At 67.1% G+C, this 21,589-nt stretch carries 22 protein-coding genes; 6 read left to right on the top strand and 16 right to left on the bottom strand.

Annotation, left to right across the window (positions count from 1 at the left end):
- Window positions 1-60: 60 nt before the first annotated feature.
- The 11 genes from IQ782_RS00745 to iscR form a co-directional block, all read right to left on the bottom strand.
- The gene (locus IQ782_RS00745; RefSeq protein WP_194132703.1) at window positions 61-1,281 is read right to left on the bottom strand and encodes a cysteine desulfurase; all 1,221 of its coding nucleotides are present in this window, start codon (window positions 1,279-1,281) and stop codon (window positions 61-63) included.
- Window positions 1,274-1,855, bottom strand: a complete 582-nt coding sequence (locus IQ782_RS00740) for a YIP1 family protein (RefSeq protein ID WP_194132702.1) — start codon at window positions 1,853-1,855, stop codon at window positions 1,274-1,276. Before IQ782_RS00740 ends, IQ782_RS00745 begins: the two co-directional genes overlap by 8 nt.
- Complete coding sequence (locus tag IQ782_RS00735) at window positions 1,852-2,361, bottom strand: YIP1 family protein (RefSeq protein WP_194132701.1); 510 nt, start codon at window positions 2,359-2,361, stop codon at window positions 1,852-1,854. The genes IQ782_RS00740 and IQ782_RS00735 overlap by 4 nt, the downstream gene beginning before the upstream one ends.
- The gene (gene sufD, locus IQ782_RS00730) at window positions 2,361-3,641 is read right to left on the bottom strand and encodes a Fe-S cluster assembly protein SufD (RefSeq protein ID WP_194132700.1); all 1,281 of its coding nucleotides are present in this window, start codon (window positions 3,639-3,641) and stop codon (window positions 2,361-2,363) included. The genes IQ782_RS00735 and sufD overlap by 1 nt, the downstream gene beginning before the upstream one ends.
- The gene (gene sufC / locus IQ782_RS00725; RefSeq protein ID WP_194132699.1) at window positions 3,641-4,396 is read right to left on the bottom strand and encodes a Fe-S cluster assembly ATPase SufC; all 756 of its coding nucleotides are present in this window, start codon (window positions 4,394-4,396) and stop codon (window positions 3,641-3,643) included. Before sufC ends, sufD begins: the two co-directional genes overlap by 1 nt.
- 24 nt (window positions 4,397-4,420) lie before the next feature.
- On the bottom strand, window positions 4,421-5,017 hold the full coding sequence (locus IQ782_RS00720; RefSeq protein WP_194132698.1) for a hypothetical protein: 597 nt from the start codon (window positions 5,015-5,017) through the stop codon (window positions 4,421-4,423).
- Window positions 5,014-5,331: a heavy metal-binding domain-containing protein gene (locus tag IQ782_RS00715; RefSeq protein WP_194132697.1), complete on the bottom strand. Its 318-nt coding sequence runs from the start codon at window positions 5,329-5,331 to the stop codon at window positions 5,014-5,016. Before IQ782_RS00715 ends, IQ782_RS00720 begins: the two co-directional genes overlap by 4 nt.
- A gap of 10 nt (window positions 5,332-5,341) precedes the next feature.
- Complete coding sequence (locus IQ782_RS00710) at window positions 5,342-5,536, bottom strand: hypothetical protein (protein ID WP_194132696.1); 195 nt, start codon at window positions 5,534-5,536, stop codon at window positions 5,342-5,344.
- Between the two features lie 24 nt (window positions 5,537-5,560).
- Window positions 5,561-7,081 (bottom strand): Fe-S cluster assembly protein SufB, encoded by a 1,521-nt coding sequence (gene sufB, locus IQ782_RS00705; protein ID WP_194132695.1) that lies wholly within the window; start codon window positions 7,079-7,081, stop codon window positions 5,561-5,563.
- Window positions 7,082-7,151: 70 nt separating this feature from the next.
- Window positions 7,152-8,195, bottom strand: coding sequence for an aminotransferase class V-fold PLP-dependent enzyme (locus IQ782_RS00700; RefSeq protein WP_194132694.1), 1,044 nt, complete (start codon window positions 8,193-8,195; stop codon window positions 7,152-7,154).
- A 52-nt stretch (window positions 8,196-8,247) separates the two neighbouring features.
- Window positions 8,248-8,751, bottom strand: a complete 504-nt coding sequence (iscR, locus tag IQ782_RS00695; RefSeq protein WP_194132693.1) for a Fe-S cluster assembly transcriptional regulator IscR — start codon at window positions 8,749-8,751, stop codon at window positions 8,248-8,250.
- A gap of 168 nt (window positions 8,752-8,919) precedes the next feature.
- Between iscR and IQ782_RS00690 the strand changes: the two genes are divergently transcribed.
- The 3 genes from IQ782_RS00690 to IQ782_RS00680 are packed head-to-tail and all read left to right on the top strand — an operon-like array spanning window position 8,920 to window position 10,437.
- Window positions 8,920-9,573 (top strand): alpha/beta hydrolase, encoded by a 654-nt coding sequence (locus tag IQ782_RS00690; RefSeq protein WP_194132692.1) that lies wholly within the window; start codon window positions 8,920-8,922, stop codon window positions 9,571-9,573.
- Window positions 9,574-9,598: 25 nt separating this feature from the next.
- Complete coding sequence (locus IQ782_RS00685) at window positions 9,599-9,841, top strand: hypothetical protein (protein ID WP_194132691.1); 243 nt, start codon at window positions 9,599-9,601, stop codon at window positions 9,839-9,841.
- Window positions 9,838-10,437 (top strand): HD domain-containing protein, encoded by a 600-nt coding sequence (locus IQ782_RS00680; RefSeq protein ID WP_194132690.1) that lies wholly within the window; start codon window positions 9,838-9,840, stop codon window positions 10,435-10,437. The genes IQ782_RS00685 and IQ782_RS00680 overlap by 4 nt, the downstream gene beginning before the upstream one ends.
- A 232-nt stretch (window positions 10,438-10,669) precedes the next feature.
- Here the strand turns inward: IQ782_RS00680 and lpdA are convergent, their stop codons facing one another.
- From lpdA to IQ782_RS00655, 5 genes are all read right to left on the bottom strand, one after another.
- Entirely contained in the window at window positions 10,670-12,064 is a 1,395-nt protein-coding gene (lpdA, locus tag IQ782_RS00675) for a dihydrolipoyl dehydrogenase (protein ID WP_194132689.1), read from the bottom strand.
- 255 nt (window positions 12,065-12,319) lie between these two features.
- Complete coding sequence (locus tag IQ782_RS00670; protein ID WP_194132688.1) at window positions 12,320-12,904, bottom strand: DUF924 family protein; 585 nt, start codon at window positions 12,902-12,904, stop codon at window positions 12,320-12,322.
- 130 nt (window positions 12,905-13,034) lie between these two features.
- A complete protein-coding gene (locus IQ782_RS00665; RefSeq protein ID WP_194132687.1) occupies window positions 13,035-14,336 on the bottom strand; it encodes an MFS transporter in 1,302 nt (433 codons plus the stop codon).
- A gap of 198 nt (window positions 14,337-14,534) precedes the next feature.
- Window positions 14,535-15,584, bottom strand: coding sequence for a tRNA preQ1(34) S-adenosylmethionine ribosyltransferase-isomerase QueA (queA, locus tag IQ782_RS00660; RefSeq protein WP_194132686.1), 1,050 nt, complete (start codon window positions 15,582-15,584; stop codon window positions 14,535-14,537).
- Between the two features lie 43 nt (window positions 15,585-15,627).
- The gene (locus IQ782_RS00655; RefSeq protein ID WP_194132685.1) at window positions 15,628-18,909 is read right to left on the bottom strand and encodes a YhdP family protein; all 3,282 of its coding nucleotides are present in this window, start codon (window positions 18,907-18,909) and stop codon (window positions 15,628-15,630) included.
- Window positions 18,910-18,996: 87 nt separating this feature from the next.
- Between IQ782_RS00655 and IQ782_RS00650 the strand changes: the two genes are divergently transcribed.
- The 3 genes from IQ782_RS00650 (at window position 18,997) to IQ782_RS00640 (ending at window position 21,571) form a co-directional block, all read left to right on the top strand.
- Window positions 18,997-19,449, top strand: a complete 453-nt coding sequence (locus IQ782_RS00650) for a peroxiredoxin (protein ID WP_194132684.1) — start codon at window positions 18,997-18,999, stop codon at window positions 19,447-19,449.
- A gap of 327 nt (window positions 19,450-19,776) precedes the next feature.
- The gene (locus IQ782_RS00645) at window positions 19,777-21,090 is read left to right on the top strand and encodes a DUF5930 domain-containing protein (protein ID WP_194132683.1); all 1,314 of its coding nucleotides are present in this window, start codon (window positions 19,777-19,779) and stop codon (window positions 21,088-21,090) included.
- Entirely contained in the window at window positions 21,080-21,571 is a 492-nt protein-coding gene (locus IQ782_RS00640) for a bactofilin family protein (RefSeq protein ID WP_194132682.1), read from the top strand. Before IQ782_RS00645 ends, IQ782_RS00640 begins: the two co-directional genes overlap by 11 nt.
- Window positions 21,572-21,589 lie beyond the last annotated feature (18 nt).

The following is a 21,589-nucleotide window of genomic DNA, read 5'->3' as shown; positions in this document are numbered from 1 at the left end:
GGGGCTTCTTCTCTTTGCAAATACGCAAATCCGGCGGCGGAGCCGGGTGCGTTGCCGGGGTCAGGCGAAGAGCTCGTGCGCCAGCTCCAGCGCTTCGACCAGCGTGTCGACCTCGGCCTCGGTGTTGTAGAGGCCAAAGGACGCGCGGCAGGTCGCCGAGACGCCGAGGTGGTCCATCAGCGGACCGGCGCAATGGTGGCCGGCACGCACGGCGACGCCCTTCTTGTCGAGAATCGTCGAGATGTCATGCGCATGCGCCGCGCCGTCGAGGGTGAAGGAGAAGATCGCGGCCTTGCCGGGCGTCGTGCCCTGCACGTTGAGCCAGTTCAGCCCCTGCAGCCTCGAGGCGGCATATTTGGCCAGCTTCGCCTCATGGGCGGCGATGTTCTCCATGCCGAGGCCCATCATGTACTCGAGCGCCACGCCAAGCCCGATCTGCTGCACGATGCCGGGAGTGCCGGCCTCGAACTTCATCGGCGGCTCGGCATAGGTGATGCCGTCCTTGTGGACCTCGCGGATCATGTCGCCGCCGCCGAGGAAGGGGCGCATCTCGGCCTGCCGCTCGCGGCGGATCCAGATCGCGCCGGAGCCCGAGGGGCCGTAGAGCTTGTGGCCGGTGATGGCATAGAAGTCGCAGCCGAGATCCTCGACATTGACCGGCATGTGGACGGCGCCTTGCGAGCCGTCGACCAGCACCGGAACGCCCTTCTCGCGCGCGCCCGCCGAGATCGCCTTGATGTCGACGACCGTCCCCAGCACGTTCGACACCTGCGTCACCGCGATGAGCTTGGTCCGCGGGGTGATCGCGTCGAGCACCGCCTGCGGGTCGAGCGCGCCCGAAGCGTCGACGTCGACCCATTTGATCACCACGCCCTGGCGCTCGCGCAGGAAGTGCCAGGGCACGATGTTGGCGTGATGCTCCATGACCGACAGGATGATCTCGTCCCCGGCCTGCAGGCGCGGCATCGCCCAGCCGTAGGCGACGAGGTTGATGCCCATGGTCGAGCCGTTGGTGAAGACCACCTCTTCCTCGTCCTTCGCGCCGAGGAAGCGCGCGATCGTGCCGCGCACGCCTTCGTATTTCTCGGTGGCAAGGCTCGACAGGTAGTGCAGCCCGCGGTGGACGTTGGAATATTCCTCGGCATAGCCGCGGGTCACCGCGTCGATCACCACCTGCGGCTTCTGCGCCGAGGCGCCATTGTCGAGGTAGACCAGCGGCTTGCCGTTCACCTCGCGGGCGAGGATCGGAAAGTCTTCGCGGATTTTCTGCACGTCATACATAGCTAGCCATCCCGTTCGGGCCCGCTCCCAGCAGGGAGAGTATCATCATCAGCGCCGCGAGCAGCGCCAGGGTCGCGAGTATCAGCACCAGCAGCGCCTTTAAAGGGCTGCCGAAGCCATGCGCCTCGTCGAGGAAGGCGACGAGGATCCACAGGCCGACCAGCAGCGCGGCCAGCACCAGCAGCACCGCAAGGCCGCCCGAGACCGCGCCGACCAGCGCCACGCCGAGCTGCGCCAGCGCCCGCAGCCCCTGCAGCCAGATCAGCAGCACCGCCACATCTTCGAGCCGCGCGCGGCCGCCGAAGCTGCGCCCGGCCCAGGTCAGCGCGGCGATCGAGCCCGCCAGCATCACCGCCAGAAACAGCGCCATCGGCACCGGCATCAGCCCGGCCACGGACCCCAGCTCGCCGCCGAGCTGCATCAGCCCGACGAGCAGCGCGTTCAGCGCCACCACCAGCCCAAAGCCGGTCAGCAGCGCCTCGCGCGACAGGCGCAGGTCCAGCAGCGTCCGCGCCACGTCGCGCGGGGCGAGGACGGTCTGCCACGCCAGCGAAAGAAGGCCCGCCACACTCATGCAGCGGGCCGTTCGGCCATCCGGTCGCCGGGCCATTCGACGGCCCTGAGGCCGCTGATCCAGAACCACAGGAAGACCGCGAACCACAGGAGCCCGACGAGCGAGAGCTGCACGCCCTGCCCCACGAACCCCGCCACCAGCCCGTTGAGCAGCGCCAGCGGGCTTGCCGCCAGCAGCGCCCAGAACAGCGCCAGCCGCGCGCCGTAGCCGGTGCCCCGGCCACGGAAGAGCTTGGCCACCAGGTGGCTCAGCGCCGCCAGCACGTAGAGCGCGAGCGGCAGGATCACCATGCAGGCCAGCAGCGAGGCCCCCATGAGCGGGTTGAGCTCGGCGCCCGAAAGATAGGCCTGCCGCGCGAGCGCCGGCATTTGCGCGACGAAGAACATCGCGCAGGCTGCCATGACGAGCATCAGCGCCCGGTCCTCGCGGGGGCCCTGCGACAGCAGGCGGCGCATCACCGCGCCCGGCCCCCGGTAGGTCGCGGCGATCTCGCGCGAGAGCGACATCAGCCGCGGCGCCGGCCCAGCCAGGCCGCGACCAGCTCGTTGATCTCTTCCTGGATGCTCTCGTCCTCGACCTCCTGCACCGCTTCCGCGATGAAGGCGATGGTCAGCAGGTCCTCGGCGGTGCCGCGCGGCACGCCGCGGGCGCGCAGGTAGAAAAGACCGTCTTCGTCGATCGCGCCCGAGGTCGAGCCGTGCGAGCAGGCCACGTCGTCGGCGTAGATCTCGAGCTCCGGCTTGGCGAGGAACTGGCTGTCCTCGTCCAGCAGCAGCGACTGGCTGATCTGGTAGCCGTCGGTCTTCTGCGCGCCGGGCTTGACCAGGATCTTGCCCTGGAAGACGCCGGTCGCGCCGTTGCGCAGCACCTTCTTGAAGATCTGCCGGCTTTCGCAGTTCACCGCGTCATGGGTGACAAACACCGTGTCGTCGTGGTGGAAATCGCCGTCGCCCATGCAGGCGCCCGCGATATGCACCGCGGCATCGTCGCCGGTCAGCTCGATCACCGCCTCGTTGCGGGTCAGCACGCCGTTCACCGTGAGGGTGAAGGTCTTGAAGGTGCTCTCGGTGCCGAGGCGGCCGAAGATATGCGTCGCGGCGCGGCGCTCGTGGTCGCGGCCCTGCACGCGCACATGGTGGAAACCGGCGCCATCGGCGACGTCGACTTCGATCACCTTGTTGAAGCGCGCGGCGGCGGGGCCGGATTCGAGCAACGTCACATCGCCGCCCTCTTCGACCTTCACCACGTGGTGCAGGATCGCGTCGGAGCTGTCGCTCTCGTGGCGATAGAGCAGGTGCACGGGCTTTTCGACCTTGCCGGTCACGCGGATCAGCAGGCCGTCGGTGGCGAAGGCGGTGTTGAGCGCGGCGAGCGGGCGCTCGACCGGGGTCTGGCCATTGGTTTCCAGCGTGCCGTAGAGGTCCTTGGCCCAGTGGATGTCCGAAGCCTCGGCAAGACGCTCGATGGTCAGCCCCTCGAGGGCCAGCTCGTCGGATTCTTCGGCGCTGAACACGCCGTCGACGAAGACGACCTTGAGCCGGTCGCGCGCGCCGAAGACCGGCGCCTCGTCGGTGACGTTGAGCACCGCGGCCGAGGGCGCCTCGACGGCGGTCAGCGTGTCGGGGCGGGTGTATTTCCAGTACTCGTCACGGCCGCCGGGCAGGCCCATGGCCTGCACGCGCGCCAGCGCCGACTCGCGGGCCGGGCGCGACCAGCCGCCCTCGGGCAGGCTGAGCGCGGCCAGACGCGCGTCGGTCGCGGTCTGCTTGACTTGGGGAAGTGCCATTACGCCTCCTCCTCGATCAGGTCTGCGTAGCCGTTGTTCTCGACCTCGAGCGCCAGCTCGGGGCCACCGGTCTTGATGATGCGGCCGTTGGCCATGATGTGCACCACGTCCGGTTTGATGTGGTCGAGCAGGCGCTGGTAGTGGGTGATCACCAGGAAGGACCGGCCCTCGCCGCGCAGCGCGTTCACGCCGTCGGCGACCAGCTTCATCGCATCGACGTCGAGGCCGGAGTCGGTCTCGTCGAGGATGCACATCTTCGGCTCGAGCATCGCCATCTGCAGGATCTCGTTGCGCTTCTTCTCACCGCCGGAGAAGCCGACGTTGACCGGGCGCTTGAGCATCTCGGCGTCGATCTTCAGCGATTTCGCCTTCTCGCGCACGACCTTGAGGAACTCGGTCGAGGACATTTCCTCCTCGCCGCGGGCCTTGCGCTGTGCGTTCACCGCGGTGCGCAGGAAGGTCATGTTGCCGACGCCGGGGATTTCCACCGGGTACTGGAACGCCAGGAAGAGACCCGCCGCGGCGCGCTCCTCGGGTTCCATCTCGAGGATGTCCTGACCTTCGAGCGTGGCTGCGCCGCCCGTCACCTCGTAGCCGTCCTTGCCCGACAGGACATAGGACAGGGTCGACTTGCCCGAGCCGTTCGGGCCCATGATCGCATGCACCTTGCCCGCCTCGACGGTCAGATCCACACCCTTGAGGATCTGCTTGTCCTCTTCTTCCAGCTTCACCTGAAGGTTCTTGATTTCCAGCATAGGTTTCCCTCCTTGGGGGTGCGGTCAGGGCCGCACGGTCAGTTTCATGATCCGCAGCAGGTCCTTCACCGGGAAGGCCTGTGGGACGATCTCGAACCGGGCCATGCGGCCGGTCATTTGCGGTCGGCCGAGCCAGTGCTCGACCTTGTGATAGTGCGCCCGCGGTGCGTAGTCGTCGAAGAGCAGCACCAGCGGTTTCTCGGTCAGGAAGGCCGCGGCAAGCGCGCAGCCTTCGCGAAAGCGGCCATCCACCAGCACCACGTCGGGCTGGCGGAACTCGGGCAGCTCCCAGACCTTCAGCGGGTACTCCGGGAAGCTGCGCCACTCGATCTCGTCGACCGGGTGGCCCCATTCCTTGGTCGGCCCGATGTCGGACCAGATGACATCCACCTCGGTCCCCTCGGCGGGCGGGGTCTCGGTGAACCAGCGACGCATCATCTGCGCCCAGTCCTTGTCCGACTCGACCGAGAAGACGGTCTTGCCGGGCATCTCGCCGGCCTGCACGGTCGAGCCGCCCGAGCCGTATTCGAGGATCACCGCCGCACGCGCGTATTCCGCACGCAGCAGCGCCGCCTCCGCCTCGGGCAGTGTCAGCTCGGGCCGAGCCAGCGCCTCGGTCATGGCGTGATCACCACCGCCGTGCCCGACACCGAGACCATGAGCATCGAGTCGCCCACCACCTCGTAGTCGAGATCGACACCGACCACCGCGTTCGCCCCGAGCGCGACGGCGCGGTCCTTGAGCTCGCGCATGGCCACGTCGCGGGCATCCTGCAGCTTGGCCTCATAGGCACCCGAGCGACCGCCGATGACGTCGGTGACCCGCGCGAAGAGATCGCGCACCACGTTGGCGCCCATGATCGCCTCGCCCACGACCACGCCCTTGTAGGACGTGATGCGATGGCCTTCGATGCTGGGAGTGGTGGTGATGATCATCGGCCGCGCCTCAGTTCAGGAAATAGCGGAACGCCATCATGACAAGCAGCGCGAGCCCGGCGGCGGCGCTTGCGGTAAGCAGCACCGAGTCGGCCAGAAGCCCCTCGGTGTTGCCCTTGCGCTTGCGCATGCCGAGCCCGATCAGCACGCCCAGGAAGACGCCGACCGCTGCTCCGGCGGAGTCCATGACCAGCTGTTGCAGCATCGGACGTCTCCTTCGCGGCGGGCCTTAGCCCACCGAGCCTTCGAGCGAGATGGCGACGAGCTGCTGGGCTTCCATGGCGAACTCCATGGGCAGCGCCTGCAGCACTTCCTTGCAGAAGCCGTTGACCACCAGGGCCACCGCCTCTTCCTCGTCCATGCCGCGCTGGCGGCAGTAGAAGAGCTGCTCGTCGTCCACCTTCGAGGTGGTCGCCTCGTGCTCGCAGCGCGAGGAGTTGTTCTTCACCTCGATGTAGGGAACCGTGTGGGCCCCGCACTTGTCGCCGATCAGCAGGCTGTCGCACTGCGTGTAGTTGCGCGAGTTCTTCGCCTTCGGGTGCATCGACACGAGACCGCGATAGGTGTTCTGCGCCACGCCGGCCGAGATGCCCTTCGAGACGATCCGGCTCTTGGTATCCTTGCCCAGGTGGATCATCTTGGTGCCGGTGTCGGCCTGCTGGTGGTTGTTGGCGATGGCGATCGAGTAGAACTCGCCCTGGCTCTCATTGCCACGCAGGATGCAGGACGGGTATTTCCAGGTCACGGCAGAGCCGGTTTCCACCTGGGTCCACATCACCTTGGCACGGTCGCCACGGCAGTCGGCACGCTTGGTGACGAAGTTGTAGATGCCGCCACGGCCTTCCTCGTCGCCGGGGAACCAGTTCTGCACCGTGGAATATTTCACCTCGGCGTCTTCCTCGACGATGATCTCGACCACGGCCGCGTGCAGCTGCGCGGTGTCCCGCTTCGGCGCGGTGCAGCCCTCGAGGTAGGACACGTAGGAGCCCTTGTCCGCGATGATCAGCGTGCGCTCGAACTGGCCGGTGTTCTCGGCGTTGATGCGGAAATAGGTCGACAGCTCCATCGGGCAGCGCACGCCGGGCGGCACGTAGACGAACGAGCCGTCCGAGAAGACCGCCGAGTTCAGCGTGGCATAGAAGTTGTCCGACACCGGCACGACCGAGCCGAGGTACTTCTTGACCAGCTCGGGGTGCTTCTTGATCGCCTCGGAGATCGAGCAGAAGATCACCCCCGCCTTCTCGAGTTCCTTCTGGAAGGTGGTGCCGACCGAGACGGAGTCGAAGACCGCGTCCACCGCGACCTTGCGGCCCTCGGCGGGCGCATCTTCGGCACCCTCGACGCCCGCGAGGATCATCTGCTCCTTGAGCGGGATGCCCAGCTTTTCATAGGTCGCCAGCAGCTTGGGATCGACCTCGTCCAGCGACTGCGGCTTGGTCTCGAAGCTTTTCGGACGGGCGTAATAATACTGCTTCTGGAAGTCGATCTTGGGGTAGTTGACCATCGCCCAGGTCGGCTCTTCCTTGTTGAGCCAACGGCGGTAGGCCTCGAGCCGCCACTCGGTCATCCACTCGGGCTCTTCGTTCTTCTCCGAGATCAGACGCACGATGTCCTCGTTGAGGCCCATCGGCGCGTATTCCATCTCGATGTCGGTGTCCCAGCCGTATTTGTAGGTCGAAACAGCTTCGACCGCGTCCACGGTCTCCTGCTCGACGCCTTCCTTCACGGTGATGTTGTCAAAAGCTGCCATCAGCCTTTATCTCCTGTCGTCCCGGGGCAAGCGCCGCGCGCCACCCTGCGTTTCCGGTCATGCACCCGGCTCAGAGCCCCGGCGCGTATTTCTTCCGATACTGACGTGCCCAGGCCTCGGCGAAGCGCAGCACGTCCTCTTCCCGTGTCGTCGGACCGAGGCTCACGCGGATCGCGCTGCCGGCCACGTCGTCGTCGAATCCCATTGCCCGCAACACGCGGGAGGCGCGGACCTTGCCGCTTGAACAGGCCGAGCCCGCCGAGATCGCGAACCCGGCGAGGTCCATCTGCATCACCTGCGTCTCGCCCTTCCACCCCGGCAGGGCAAAGCACGAGGTGTTCGGCAGGCGCGGCGCACCATTCCCGACAAAAATAGTCTCTGGAGCGGCAGCCGCAATAGCATTTTCTAGAATAGTTCTAAGTTTTTCGATTCCTGTCCATACGTCATCGGCCAAATCGCGCGCGGCTGCCTCAGCGGCTGCGCCAAATCCCGCTATGCCGAGCAGGTTCTCGGTGCCGGCGCGGCGGCCCATCTCCTGGCCGCCGCCGCGCAACTGTGGCGGAAGGTCGGTGCCGCGCTTCATCACCAGCGCGCCGATTCCCTTGGGCCCGCCCAGCTTGTGCGCCGAGACGATGGCCATCTGCGCGCCGGACCAGTTGAAGGCGAAGGGCAACTTGCCAAAGATCTGCGTGGCGTCGATCACCGCCAGCCCCTGCGGCAACTCCTGCACCACGCCGGTTTCCGAGTTCGCCGCCTGCAGGGCGGTGATCGCCGCATCGGCGACCGTGACGCGCCCCTGCCGGTCCACCGGCAGGTCGCAGGTAAGCCAGGCCGCCAGGGCGTCATGCTCGATGTCGGCACCTTGCAGACCGCGCCCGGCACAGGCCAGCGCCGCCGCCTCGGTCGCACCGGACACGAAGACCACATCCGCCCCATCCGCCCCGAGGGCCGAGGCGACCTGCGCCCGCGCCGTCTCCATCAGGCTCTTGGCCGCACGCCCTTCGGCATGGACCGAGGACGGATTGCCCACCAGATCCATCGCCGCGATCATCGCGTCCCGCGCCTCGGCCCGTAGCGGCGCCGTGGCATTCCAGTCGAGATAGGCCCGCGTCACGCCGCCCCCTCTTTCATCTTGCTAAGGTTTCGTCCCGCGCGGCGCCTTGCGCTCACGCCTCGTCGGAGAGGATGTCCTCGTGCTCGTCCTCCGAGACCGGCTCATCGACCACGGCAAAGAGCGAGGGCACCGCCGGACAGGGGGCCAGCGCATTGCCCACCACATCCGACAGCCGCGCCTGGTGCAGGTAGACGTAGACATGCGCCGAAAGCGACTGCCAGAGCCGGTTCGACAGCGACTGCGCGCGGCTGCCCGAGGCCCCGCCCGAGGCGCCCGCCCCCTTGTGCATCGCGTCCACCGTCTCGTCGACCGCCGCCAGCACGTCCACCACGCGGATCTGGTCGGTGGTCCGCGCCAGGCGGTAGCCGCCTCCCGGTCCGCGCACCGAGGCCACCAGCCCCGCCCGCCGCAGCTTCACGAAAAGCTGCTCGAGATAGGGCAGCGAGATGTCCTGACGCTTCGAGATATCCCCCAGCGTCACCAGGTCGCCCTCGGGCTGAAGGGCGATATCGACCAGCGCGACCATCGCGTAGCGTCCCTTGGTGCTCAGCTTCACGCATGCCTCCCGGACGCCTTCGCGCCCAACCGATTGACCTTGACCGGGCAATTGCATATCTGCAATCAAGCCCTCTCCCGTGCCCGCACGGGATTTAGAAACGTTCTAAAGTGCCGCGGAAATTTCGTCAACAATTTCGCGCACACCGATCAGGAGCACTTCCGCCCGATGCCCGAGGTCATTTTTCCCGGACCCGAAGGCCGCCTCGAAGGCCGCTATCATCCGCAAAAAGACAATGACGCCCCGATTGCCATCGTCCTTCACCCGCACCCTCAGTTCGGCGGGACGATGAACAACAAGGTCGTCTATAACCTTCACTACGCCTTCTACAACATGGGATTCACCGTGCTGCGGTTCAACTTCCGCGGCGTGGGGCGCAGCCAGGGCGAGTACGACCAGGGCATCGGCGAGCTTTCCGATGCCGCCTCGGCGCTCGACTACCTGCAGTCGATGAACAACAACTCCAAGCATTGCTGGGTCGCGGGCTTCTCCTTCGGCGCCTGGATCGGCATGCAGCTGTTGATGCGCCGCCCCGAGATCACCGGCTTCGTCTCGGTCTCGCCGCCGGCCAACATGTACGACTTCTCCTTCCTCGCGCCCTGCCCCTCCTCGGGGCTGATCATCAACGGCACGAGCGACCGCGTTGCGCCGCCGGCGGACACCACGACGCTGGTCAACAAGCTCAAGGAGCAGAAGGGCATCACCATCACCCACGAGCAGATCGAGGGGGCCGGCCACTTCTTCGAAGAGCCGCACATGGGCACGATGATCGACAATGTCACAGGCTACGTGAAGCGTCGCCTGACCGAGACCACGCGCTGACGCGCCTGCCGGGGAGTTGCAGCCCATGAGCCTGACCACCGAGCTTGCCGACAAGCTGGCCGAGGACACGTTCAAGGTGATGTCGCTCACCGGCGACGAGCGTTTCTTCATGGAGGTGGCAAAGGTCATCGGCGCCTCCTCCACCACGCTCGAAGAGGCCTTTCTCACCTCGATCCGTGTCCGCCTCGCCGAGCGCCGGGCGCGGGCCTTCCTCGTCGAGCGGTTGACCGCGGCGAAGGCGGCCGCCAGCGGGACACCCGAAGCATGAGCCCCGCCGACACGAGCCGCCGTCTCGACGCGCAGATGGCCTTCCTCATCGAAGCCGGCAGGCTCTCGGCGGTGACCCGCGCCACCAAGACCTCGGATGGCGCGCGCTTCGAGAATTCCGCCGAGCACAGCTGGCACCTCGCACTCTTCGCGCTGGTGCTGGGCGAGCACGCCCCGGAGGGGGTGACCATCGAGCGGGTCATCAAGATGCTGCTGCTGCATGACCTCGTCGAGATCGACGCCGGCGACAACCCGTTTTTCGGCGAGGTCGACGAAGCCGCCAAGGAGGCCGAGGAAGCCGCCGCCGCGGACCGGCTGTTCGGACTGCTCCCCGCCGACCAGGGGGCCGCTCTGCGCGCGCTCTGGGACGAGTTCGAGGCCAATGCGACCCCCGACGCGCGCTTCGCCAAGTCGGTGGACCGCTTCCAGCCGCCAAACATGAACCTCGTCACCGAGGGCGGCTCCTGGGTCGACTACAAGGTCACCTGGCCGGTCTTCGAGCGCAAGATGGCCCCGAAGATCCAGAGCGGCGCACCCAAGCTCTGGGACTGGCTGGCACCCAAGGTCGAGGCCTTCCTCGCGCGCCTCTCGCACTGACAGCGCCGAAAGGGGGCGCTGCCCCTTCTTCGCCGTTGGCGAATTCACCCCCGGGATATTTGGACCTAGAAGAAACGCGGACCTGCCGACTTCTTCTAGGTCCAAATATCCCGGGGGAGTCCGCGCCAGCGGACGGGGGCGGCGCCCCCTCGCCTCCTTCCCCGGAAAAACGGCCCATGAAAAAGGGCGCCTCTCGCGGGCGCCCTTTCGTGTCTTTGATCCTGCGTCGATCTCAGAAGTGGATCGCCCGGCCGTAGGCGTCGAGCACGCTCTCGTGCATCATCTCCGACAGCGTCGGGTGCGGGAAGACGGTGTTCATCAGGTCCTCCTCGGTGGTCTCGAGCTGGCGGCCCACCACGTAGCCCTGGATCAGCTCGGTGACTTCCGCGCCGACCATGTGCGCGCCGAGCAGCTCGCCGGTCTTCTCGTCGAAGATCGTCTTGACCAGGCCCTCGGGCTCGCCGAGCGCGATCGCCTTGCCGTTGCCGATGAAGGGGAAGCGGCCGACCTTGATCTTGTAGCCGGCTTCCTTGGCCTTGGCCTCGGTCAGGCCAACCGAGGCAACCTGCGGGTGGCAATAGGTGCAGCCGGCGATCGACGAGGGCTCGACTGCGTGCGGGTGGCCGCCGGCGATCAGCTCGGCCACCATGACGCCTTCATGCGATGCCTTGTGTGCCAGCCAGGGCGCGCCGGCGATGTCGCCGATGGCGTAGACACCCTCGATGCCCGTGCGGCAGTGCTTGTCCACCACCACATGGGTGCGCTCGACCTTCACGCCGAGCGCCTCGAGGCCCAGCCCCTCGGTGTTGCCGACGATGCCGACCGCCGAGATCACCGTGTCGAACTCTTCCTTGGTGGTCTTGCCGTTCTGCTCGATATGCGCGGTGACCTTGCCCTTGGCGCGGTCGAGCTGCTTGACCATGGTCTTCTCGCGGATGGTCATGCCCTGCTTCTCGAACTGCTTCTTGGCGAATTTCGAGATCTCCTCGTCCTCCACCGGCAGGATGCGGTCCATCACCTCGACCACCGTCGTATCGGCGCCGAGCGTGTTGTAGAAGCTGGCGAACTCGATGCCGATGGCGCCCGAGCCGATGACCAGCAGCTTCTTGGGCATGCGCGACGGCACCAGCGCGTGCTTGTAGGTCCAGACGCAATCGCCGTCGGCCTCCAGCCCCGGCAGCTCGCGGGCGCGGGCACCGGTGGCGATCACGATGTTCTTCGCGGTCAGCTCCTCGGTGCCCTTGTCGGTCTTGACGGTGACCTTGCCCTTGGCGGGGATGGTCGCCTCGCCCATGAAAGCGGTGACCTTGTTCTTCTTCAGCAGGTGGGTGACGCCCGAGTTCAGCTGCTTGGCCACGCCGCGCGAGCGCTTGACCACCGCGTCGAGGTCATAGCCGATCTTCTCGGCGGTGAGACCGTAGTCCTTGGCGCGCTGCATGAAGTGGTAGATCTCCGAGCTGCGCAGCAGCGCCTTGGTCGGAATGCAGCCCCAGTTGAGGCAGATGCCACCCATGTGCTCGCGCTCCACCACGGCCACCTTCAGGCCGAGCTGCGCGCCGCGGATGGCGGCGACATAGCCCCCGGGTCCTGCACCGATGACGATCATGTCGAAGCTTTGCGAAGCCATGGCTCTCTCCCGCCGAGTCAAATTAGTTTGATATTAAACCATCCCCCGAGGGGCTTCAACGCCACCTGCGAAAGATTGCCTTCCCCACGGTCAGCTAGGGCACCATCGGGCTGCGAGCAAGGTGGCCGCACCGCGCGGAATGCGCAACCCGCCGCGAGGCATCGGCAGGCGGCCGCAAACGCAGGGGCCCGCGCGAGCGTATCGCGCGGGCCCCTGGAAGAGCTCGTCCGGGTCTTGCTGGCGCAGAGGCCGGCCTCAGGCCGCCTGAGCCGCCTGAAGCCGACGCAGGACACCACCGTAACCGCCGCCGTGAAGATAGCCATGCTCGGGCGTGGTGGTGGCGCGCGACAGTGCCTCGTTGCGAGTCGGGAACCGGCCGTACTCGCGGATCACCTCGCGGTGGGCGCGCGCATGCAGAAGGTTGTTCGCGCCGGTCTCGGGCAGGCGCTCCTTCATCAGGCGGATGCAGCGCTCCTGGTCGCAGAGGTTCTCGGAGTGCATCAGCGGAACGTAGAAGAACTGCCGCGCGGGCTCGTCGATCTTCAGGTCCCAGCCGCGCCAGATCGCCTGCTTGGCTGCCGCCAGCGCGATCTCGTCCGAGGCAAAGGCCTTGGCCGTGCCGCGGAACATGTTGCGCGAGAACTGGTCCAGCAGGATGACATAGGCCAGCGCGCCGCTGGGATAGGTCAGCCAGAGGCCGAACCGTCCCTCCATCGCCGCGCTCCAAGTTTCCTCGAACCGGGAGCGGATCTCGGCATCAAGCGCCGCGTCCGCGTTGTAGCGTTTTTCCGGCGCGGTCTCGTCGAGCCAGAATGTGAGAATGTCTTCGGGGGCTTTCATCGTTCCATCCTTACGTGCCGCTCCGTTGTCACTGAAAGGTTACATGCGCTTCTGCCGCAAGGCGAAGTCACAAATTCTGTCAATTACGACATTCCCTGCTTCATTCACGCAACGCTCATGAAACGGGCACTCAGCGCGCCGCGCCGTCGCTTTCGGCCTCGAGGCGCGCGGCTTCCACCGCTTCCGCCTCGGCCGCCTCCTGCGCCTCGATCGCGACTTCCTGCGCCAGTTCCACCGCCACCGGCGACGACACCGGGCCAACCGCGGTCACGCTGGCGGCATCGTCGGAGACCGGCGCCGGGCGGCGGGTCATGCGCCAACCGGCATAGGCGGTGAGGCCAAGCATCAGCGCCGCGATCAGCACGAAGAAGCCCCCCGGCCCCATCACCTCCATCGCGTAGCCGGAGATCAGCGGACCGGCGATGGCGCCGAGCCCGTTGATGAACAGCAGCCCCGCCGAGCCCGCCGCCATGCGGTCGGTGCCGAGGTAGTCGTTGGTGTGCGCAATGAGGATCGAATAAAGCGGGTTCGACGCCCCGCCGATCAGGAAGGCGGCGGCCAGCAACACGGTGAAATTGCCCGAGAGCGTCACTGCCACCGCTGCGGCAAGCCCGCCGACCAGCGCCACGATGACCACCAGCAGGCGCCGGTCCATCCGGTCCGAGACCCAGCCGAGCGGGTATTGCGTGACCAGCGCGCCGACGTAGAAGGCCGCGACGAAGGTCGAGATCTGCGCCAGCGTCAGCCCTGCCTCGGAGCCGTAAACCGCCGCCATGCCGAACTGCGAGGCGAAGACCCCGCCGAGCAGGAACATGCCGACCATGCCGAGCGGCGAGACGTGGTAAAGCTCGCGCAGGCTCATCGGGCGGGTGGTGTCGAAGGCCGGGGTCGGCGAGATCGACAGCAGGATCGGGGCAAAGGCGATCGAGACCAGCACCGAGGGAATGACAAAGAGCAGGAAACCCGAGGGGTCCGGCACCAGCAGCAGCATCTGCGCGGCGATGATGCCGACCATCTGCACGATCATGTAGGCCGAGAGCGCCTGCCCGCGGTTCTCGTTCGACGAGGCGTTGTTGAGCCAGCTCTCGGCGGTCACGTAGACGCCGCAGTAGCAAAAGCCGATGACCATGCGCTCGATGGTCCAGACGATCGGATGCGGAAAAGCCGGGTAGAGGATCAGCACGGCCGAGATGAACGAGCCGAGCGCGGCGAAGACCCGCACGTGGCCCACCCGCCGGATCATGCCGGGGGTGACGCGCGAGGCGAGCAGGAAGCCGGCGAAATAGCCCGCCATGACCACCGACATGGAAAAGGCCGAGAACCCCGCACCGTTGCCGCGCACGCCCAGAAGCGAACCTTGCAGGCCGTTGCCGACCATCAGCAGCATGACCCCCAGAAGAAGCGCCCAGGAGTGTTTCAGAACCTCGCCCATCGCTCAGATCCCTCTTTCCGTCGTTCCGTCCGAATTCCGCAGCGTCACGCCGCGGTGATTCCGCCTTGCCCTGCCCTGCCCGTGCCGGGCTTCCGGCGCAAGGGGATTCACAAAATGGCGCGGAAACACGCACATCGTGCCACCGGGATACGGCGGCATTGTGAAACCGCCGAAGCCGCGACCGCGCCGCGCATCGGGTCAGGGGATCAGCAGCGACGCGTCACCGTAGGAAAAGAATCGGTAGCGTTCGGCCAGCGCGTGGGCATAGACGCGGTCCATCCGGTCCTTGCCCATGAAGGCCGCGACCAGCATCATCAGCGTCGATTTGGGCAGGTGGAAGTTGGTCATCAGCGCGTCGGCGACGTGGAAGGTGAAGCCGGGGTAGATGAAGATGTCGGTGACCCCGGTCCAGGGCGCGATCGCGCCGGTCTCGCGCGCGGCGGTCTCGATCAGACGCAGGGCCGTGGTGCCGACCGGGATCACCCGTCCGCCCGCCGCCTTGGTCGCGGCGATCTCGGCGGCGGCCTCGGCGGTCACCTCGCCCCACTCGCCATGCATCTTGTGGGTGGTCACGTCATCCACCTTCACCGGCAGGAAGGTGCCCGCCCCCACGTGCAGCGTGACATGGGAGAACCCGACGCCCAAGTCGGCCAGCGCCGCCAGCAGCGGTTCGTCGAAATGCAGCGAAGCCGTTGGCGCGGCGACCGCGCCCGAGCGTTTCGCCCAGACCGTCTGGTAGTCTTCCTTGTCCTGCGCGTCGGCTGCGCGCTTGGCGGCGATGTAGGGCGGCAGCGGCATCGCCCCGGCCTCGGCCAGCGCGGCGTCGAAATCCTCGCCGGTGAGGTTGAAGCGGAACAGCCCCTGCCCCTCCTCGCGCGCCTCCAGCGTCGCCGAGAGCCGTTCCGAGAGCACCACCGTCTCGCCCTCGCGCAGCTTCTTCAGCGGCTTCACCAGCGCCGCCCAGAGCCCGCCCGCGCGCGGCTCCAGCAGGGTGATCTCGATCCGCGCCTCGGTCTCGCCCTGAGCGCTCGACCGGTGCCGCAGGCCGGAAAGACGCGCCGGGATCACCTTGGTGTCGTTCAGCACAAGCCGGTCACCGGGGCGCAGCCACCCGGTCAGGTCGCGCACGATGGTATCGGTGATCGCCTCGCCCTCGGCGACCAGCAGCCGCGCCGAGGAGCGGGGGTGCGCCGGGCGCGTGGCGATGAGATCCTCGGGCAGAGGGAAGTCGAAATCGGAAAGCTGCATGGGATCTTCGGAACTCTTGGAGGGCTTGTCAGGGTCTGGGGCGCTACTGGCTCACCTGCGGGGGCGGGCGGCGGAAAATGTCACGGAACATGCCCGGAGTGAAGACCGAAAGCGGGTTCACGCTGACCGCCGGATCGGCCACCGGGCCGCGCAGGTTGAAGTTGAAGCCGATCAGCCCCTCCCCCTTGCGCGAGAACAGCTGGCCGATGCCGTTGATCACGTAGATCGGCGAGAGCACCCCCTGCATGTCCATCATGCCGGAAGCGAGGTTGGCGTAACCGTCCATCGAGATGCCCATCGAGGGTCCGATGGCGCTCGACCGGGTCAGGATGATCTGTTGCGGCGTCATACGGAACCGTGCCTCGACCTCGGAAAAGAAGATGCCCGGCCCGTTCAGCTGGTCGATGATGCCGACCACGCTGATGCCGTCGAGCAGTTGCACCACCGCCGGGTTCTTCTGCATCCGGGTGCCCTCGATCTTCAGCAAGCCATCGTACTCGCCGCTCTTGCCCTTCACCGGCACGAGGGTGAGGTCGAAGGTGCCGTCCTGGATGTTCTGCATGACGCCCGCACCCTTGAGCACATCACCGGCATCGCGGGCGCGGATGCGGATCGCCGTGCCGCCGTTCTGCGGCACCACGTCCCCCTGTACGGCGGCACGGCCACCGACGGCGCCGGTGAACGAGCCGTTGATCCCGCGACGGGTGTCGAACTTGCCCTGGAAATTGTTGACGGCGATCTTGTCGGTAACCTGCAGACGGTTCACCGCGACCTCGATCGGCCCGCCCCCGCCGCCGCTGCCTCCGGACCCGCCGAGCGGCGCGCCGCGCATGTCGAGCGCATTGCCGGTGATGCGCATGGCTGGAGCGGCGTTGCGTCCGCGCCCGGTCAACACCGCCGCGCCGTCAAGCCACCCCCCGGCGCGCAGCACCGGCAGCGACAACCGCCGCAGCGTGCCGTTTTCGTTGAGATCCACCGAGCCCTGTGCCGTCAGCCCCGGCGCCGTGACCGCCAGCTTCTCGACCGACACCGGGGCGCCAAGGGTGCCGGCGACTTCAAGCGCGCCGGTGCCGCCCTGCGACAGCCGCCAGCCGAGCTGCGGCAGCGAGACACCCAGCCCCGCCATGTCCGAGGTCAGCGCGAAGCGCGGCGGCTGGCCCTTCGGCAGCGTGATCTCGATACGGCCGCGCCCTTCGCCCGAGAACGTGCCTTTCGGCAGGCCGATCCCCAGCGCCTGCGCCACCGCCTCCGAGAGCACCACCTCGCCCTCGACGCTGCCCGGCGCGTCCGGGGTGAAGGATTGCGTCCAGGCCCCGTCGAAGGGTGCGCCCGACAGGGCGCCCTTGCCGCCGACGCTCACGCCGGTGTCATCCACCGCCACGTAGAGCTCGTCCGAGGTCAGCACCTTGCCCGGCACGATCTCGCTGCTCTCGACGCCGGTCACCGTGGCGTCGGCGATCACCGTGATCTCCTCGCGCTGCACGCCGCGCTTGAGCGGGGTCACCACACGCACATCCGCCGCGACCTCGCCGGTGCCGAGCGCCACCGGCTTGTTGGCCTTTTTCATGACCTCGAGCGGTGCCTCGTCGAGATAGGAGAGCGCCGCCTCGAGGCTGCCCTTGGCACGCACCATCACCTCACCGGTCATCGGCCGCGCGGTCAGGTCGGGGATGACAAAACTCGACCCCTTGCCATGAAGCAAGCCCCCCTGCCGCGGCCGCACCTCGCCGCTGTCGAGCGCCACGGTCAGCCGATTGCGCAGGAAGGTGAGCTGCCCCACCCCCTCGTAGAGCCGCGGAAGCGTGCGGGAATAGGTCAGCTCGACACCGCTGAAATCGCTCTGCAGATAGGGGACGAGCTTGCCGCCCGGCTCCAGCCGAAGCGCGGCGCGGACATTCTGGAACGTGCCGGCGTAGATGTTCTTCTCGACCCACTCGCGGGCCTTTTCGGCGGCGGCGCGCGGCCAGTAGGCCAGCAGTGTCTCGGGGGTCAGCGTGTCGAGCTGGGCATCAAGCGCGAAGCGCCAGCCGCCCTCCTCGGCCGAGAGCGCGCCGCTGGCCCTGAGCGGCAGCGCCGGGTCGGTGACCCGCAGCCGCCCCAACTCGAAGCGGAACGGGTTGAAACTGAGCCGCCAGTCGGTTTCGGCCCCGGCCAGCTTGAGCTTGTCGTCGAAGAAGCCCTCCGGGTCGGCCTCGAGCCGGGTGAAGCGGAACTGACCGACCATCGCCCCCGGCATGCCGCGCGACAGCCCCTCGAGCACCGCCCGCCCATCCGAGACCACGGTGCCAAGCGCGCTGGTCACCGAGATCTCGTCGAAATTCAACGTCCCGGTCGCTGGATCGAAGGAAAAATAGGTGCGCGCGTCCTCGAAGGGGATCGGCTGGGTGTCGGCGCGCGGTTGCAGGACGCCGGCGCCGATCTGCAACGTCGCCGAAAGTTCGCCAAGGTCCCCGGCGCCGGTGATCGCGCCGCGCAAGGCGCCCGAGATGGGCGCGCGCAGGCCGTTGAGCCAGGCCAGCGCCGGCGCCTGCGTCGCGATGTCCTGCGCGTCGAGGCTGCCGAGCGTCACGCCGAAACTGGCCGAGCCGCTGCCGATCGGGCTTTCGGCGTTCACCGAAAGCGTGGCCGGCACATCGCCGCGTCCGAGCAGCGCAACATCCCCCGAGAGCCGCAGCACCTGCGCCTCGCGGTGCAGCCCGATGCGCCCGCCGTCGGCCGTCCAGGCGCGACCGGCGCGGGCATCCTCGTAGCGCAGCGTCAGCGCATCCGCCTCGACCGCGCGCAGGCCGGAAAGGCGGGGATCCTCGGTCAGTGCGTCGATCTGCGCCATGATGGTCGGCAGATCGGGGGCCGACCCGCCCGAGCCGAGAACCCCCTCGAAGCCCATGGTCAGCCGCCCCTCGGCATCCCGGCGGACGATCAGCTGCACCCCCGAGACCCGCACCGCGCGCAGCGCGTACTCGCCGCGCAGCAGCTTGGTCGGCACCAGCCCCGCCTCGATCAACCCCAGCGTCGCCAGCTGCGCGCCATCCTCGCCGCGCAGCTCGACATCGGTGAGCGCGATGCGCGCCAGCCAGTCGGGTTGCAACCGCAGCCGCAGGTCACCGAAATCCACCCGCGTGCCGGGCAACGCCTCGGCCAGGCGCGCCTCGATCGCCGTGCGCAGCCAGACCGGGGCCGAGACCGAGCGCCCCATCGCGTACCAGATGCCACCGGCCAGAAGCAGCGCGACCAGCAGCACGGCCCCAAGCCCGCAACCACACCCCCAGATCACCACGCGGCGCCGGCGCGAGCGTCGTTTTCTCTGGGTCGGGCCCTCTGTCACTGGAAGCGCGCTCTCATCTGGCTATTGTCCTGATTTGCGTTCTAGCCCAAGTACCGAACAAAGCGAACCGTCCAAAGGAGCTGCACGATGTCCGACATGGCCCCCGATTTCACCCTTCCCGTCACCGGCGGCGGAGAGATCACCCTGTCCGCCCTGCGTCCCGAGAAGGTCGTGCTTTTCTTCTATCCGCGCGACGACACTTCGGGCTGCACGGTCGAAAACCAGGATTTCTCGCGCCTGATGCCCGAGTTCGAGGCGCTTGGCGTGAAGGTCTTCGGCATCTCGGCAGATGCCATGGAGAGCCACGAGAAATTCATGCGCAAGAAGGCCCTCGCCGTGCCGCTGCTGTCGGATGAGACGGCACAGACCTGCGCCGCCTTCGGCGTGTGGAAGGAAAAGAAGATGTACGGCAAGACCTTCATGGGCATCGAGCGCAGCACCTTCCTGATCGGCGGTGACGGTCGCATCCTGCGCGAATGGCGCAAGGTGAAGGTGCCCGGACACGCCGATGAGGTCCTGGCCGCGACCAAGGATCTCTGAGCGGCGCCAACTCCCTTCAAAGGGAGTTGCAACGTCCTTCGAAGGACGTTGGGCCCGGCCCCGGAACTCCGCAGGAGGGTCGCAGCGCGGCGCCCCTCCTGCCGCTGCGTCACGCGCTGCCCACAAAAGCGACGCGAAACCGGGCAGAACCTATCCTAAAGAAGTATCTGAGATCGGCGAGTTTTCGCCGCTTGCGCGCCCATCCGCCTTCCACCACGAATCGCAAGCCCAAAATTGTTGCGATTTCGAGGGGGTCTGTTAGTCCCTTTGCAGGTTTGGGAGCTAGGGGACCCGGACCGGAATTGGGACGGAACGAGGGACAGACACGTGCGGACGCGGCTTGCGATAAAATGGCACGCGCTTCTTGAGCGCTATTTTCCGGAACGTCGGCTATTTCTCCGATCGGACACCGACACGCGGTTCATCCGGCTCCGATCCGGAACGCAGGCCATCGCGATGCTCGGCATCGCCCTGACCGTCGGCTGGACCATCGTCGCCACCTCGATCCTGCTGATGGACAGCATCAGCGCCGGCAACTTCCGCGAGCAGTCCCGCCGCGACCAGACCACCTACCAGCAGCGCCTCAACGAGCTTTCGCGTGAACGCGACATCCGCGCCGCCGAAGCCAAGGCCGCACAGGAACGCTTCAACACCGCGCTCGCCCAGGTTTCCGAGATGCAGTCCCAGCTTCTCGACAGCGAGACCCGCCGCCGCGAGCTGGAAACCGGCATCGACGTCATCCAGTCCACCCTCGGCACCACGATGAAGCAGCGCGAAGAGGCAGCCACACGCCTCACCATGCTCGAGCAGCAGATGACCGAGGGCGGCACCGCGATCGCCTCTGCCGGCGGCGAGGGCGATGGCACGCTCGATCTGCTGACCGATATGCTCGCCCGCACCGCCGCGGAACGCGACCAGGTGGTCGTCGACGCGCAGGATGCCCTGGTCCGCGCCGACGAGATCGCCACCGAGATGCGGCTCCTGGAAGAGCAGAATGACATCATCTTCCGGCAGCTCGAGGATGCGATGACCATCTCGGTCGAGCCGCTCGACAAGATGTTCAAGGCCGCCGGCATGAACCCCGACACGCTGATCAAGCAGGTGCGCAAGGGCTACTCGGGCCAGGGCGGCCCGCTGACCCCGCTGACCTTCAGCACCCGCGGCCAGGCACCCTCGGCGAGCACCGAGCGCGCCAACCGCATCCTCGGCGAGATGGACAAGCTGAACATCTACCGCATCGCCGCCGAAAAGGCCCCCTTCTCGGTGCCGCTGAAGGATCCCTTCCGCTTCACCTCGGGCTTCGGCCGCCGCTGGGGCCGGCTGCACGCCGGCACCGATTTCGCCGCCCCGCATGGAACGGCGATCTATGCCACCGCCGATGGCGTGGTCACCCACGCGGGCTGGATGTCGGGCTACGGCCGTCTGGTGAAGGTCCAGCACGAGTTCGGGATCGAGACGCGTTACGCCCACATGTCCAAAATCAACGTGAAGGTCGGCCAAAGGGTCTCGCGCGGACAGCAGGTTGGTGCTATGGGAAATACAGGACGGTCGACCGGCACGCACCTGCACTATGAAGTGCGCGTTGGTGGGGAACCCGTCAATCCCATGATCTACATCAAGGCTGCCAACGATGTTTTCTAAGAGCAAGATCAATGAACCCGGGCCCAAGGCCGAGGATGCCGCGGCGAAACCCGCTGTTTCCGATGCGCCCCGGTCGACCGAGTTCAAACCGACCGCACCGAAGGCCAAACCGCCGGCTTCGGTCCTGTCGAGCGATCTGCACATCACCGGCAACATCAAGACCACCGGCGACATCCAGGTCGAGGGCACCATCGAGGGTGACATCCGCGCGCACCTGCTGACCGTCGGCGAGACCGCCACCATCAAAGGCGAGATCATTGCCGATGACGTGGTGATCAACGGCCGCATCGTCGGCCGCGTGCGCGGCCTCAAGGTGCGCCTGACCGCCACCGCCCGCGTCGAGGGTGACATCATCCACAAGACAATCGCCATCGAGTCCGGTGCGCATTTCGAAGGCTCCGTGCAGCGCGCCGACGATCCGCTCTCGACCGGCAAGGGCAAGGTGGCGGCAGCGCCCACCGCCGAGCCCACCGCCGGCTGAGTCCTTGCGCCACCGCAT

The sequence above is a fragment of the Salipiger mangrovisoli genome, from assembly GCF_015223355.1.
GTDB classification, from domain to species: Bacteria; Pseudomonadota; Alphaproteobacteria; order Rhodobacterales; family Rhodobacteraceae; genus Salipiger; species Salipiger mangrovisoli.
The sequence above is the reverse complement of the archived record's forward strand: the minus strand, read 5'-3'. Positions and strand labels throughout refer to the sequence as shown.

Excerpts from the sequence above, each read along its gene's own strand:
- IQ782_RS00745 (WP_194132703.1), bottom strand. The coding sequence starts at position 1,281 with ATGTATGACGTGCAGAAAATCCGCGAAGACTTTCCGATCCTCGCCCGC.
- IQ782_RS00740 (WP_194132702.1), bottom strand. The coding sequence starts at position 1,855 with ATGAGTGTGGCGGGCCTTCTTTCGCTGGCGTGGCAGACCGTCCTCGCC.
- IQ782_RS00735 (WP_194132701.1), bottom strand. The coding sequence starts at position 2,361 with ATGTCGCTCTCGCGCGAGATCGCCGCGACCTACCGGGGGCCGGGCGCG.
- sufD (WP_194132700.1), bottom strand. The coding sequence starts at position 3,641 with ATGGCACTTCCCCAAGTCAAGCAGACCGCGACCGACGCGCGTCTGGCC.
- sufC (WP_194132699.1), bottom strand. The coding sequence starts at position 4,396 with ATGCTGGAAATCAAGAACCTTCAGGTGAAGCTGGAAGAAGAGGACAAG.
- IQ782_RS00720 (WP_194132698.1), bottom strand. The coding sequence starts at position 5,017 with ATGACCGAGGCGCTGGCTCGGCCCGAGCTGACACTGCCCGAGGCGGAG.
- IQ782_RS00715 (WP_194132697.1), bottom strand. The coding sequence starts at position 5,331 with ATGATCATCACCACCACTCCCAGCATCGAAGGCCATCGCATCACGTCC.
- IQ782_RS00710 (WP_194132696.1), bottom strand. The coding sequence starts at position 5,536 with ATGCTGCAACAGCTGGTCATGGACTCCGCCGGAGCAGCGGTCGGCGTC.
- sufB (WP_194132695.1), bottom strand. The coding sequence starts at position 7,081 with ATGGCAGCTTTTGACAACATCACCGTGAAGGAAGGCGTCGAGCAGGAG.
- IQ782_RS00690 (WP_194132692.1), top strand. The coding sequence starts at position 8,920 with ATGCCCGAGGTCATTTTTCCCGGACCCGAAGGCCGCCTCGAAGGCCGC.
- IQ782_RS00685 (WP_194132691.1), top strand. The coding sequence starts at position 9,599 with ATGAGCCTGACCACCGAGCTTGCCGACAAGCTGGCCGAGGACACGTTC.
- IQ782_RS00680 (WP_194132690.1), top strand. The coding sequence starts at position 9,838 with ATGAGCCCCGCCGACACGAGCCGCCGTCTCGACGCGCAGATGGCCTTC.
- lpdA (WP_194132689.1), bottom strand. The coding sequence starts at position 12,064 with ATGGCTTCGCAAAGCTTCGACATGATCGTCATCGGTGCAGGACCCGGG.
- IQ782_RS00670 (WP_194132688.1), bottom strand. The coding sequence starts at position 12,904 with ATGAAAGCCCCCGAAGACATTCTCACATTCTGGCTCGACGAGACCGCG.
- IQ782_RS00665 (WP_194132687.1), bottom strand. The coding sequence starts at position 14,336 with ATGGGCGAGGTTCTGAAACACTCCTGGGCGCTTCTTCTGGGGGTCATG.
- queA (WP_194132686.1), bottom strand. The coding sequence starts at position 15,584 with ATGCAGCTTTCCGATTTCGACTTCCCTCTGCCCGAGGATCTCATCGCC.
- IQ782_RS00650 (WP_194132684.1), top strand. The coding sequence starts at position 18,997 with ATGTCCGACATGGCCCCCGATTTCACCCTTCCCGTCACCGGCGGCGGA.
- IQ782_RS00640 (WP_194132682.1), top strand. The coding sequence starts at position 21,080 with ATGTTTTCTAAGAGCAAGATCAATGAACCCGGGCCCAAGGCCGAGGAT.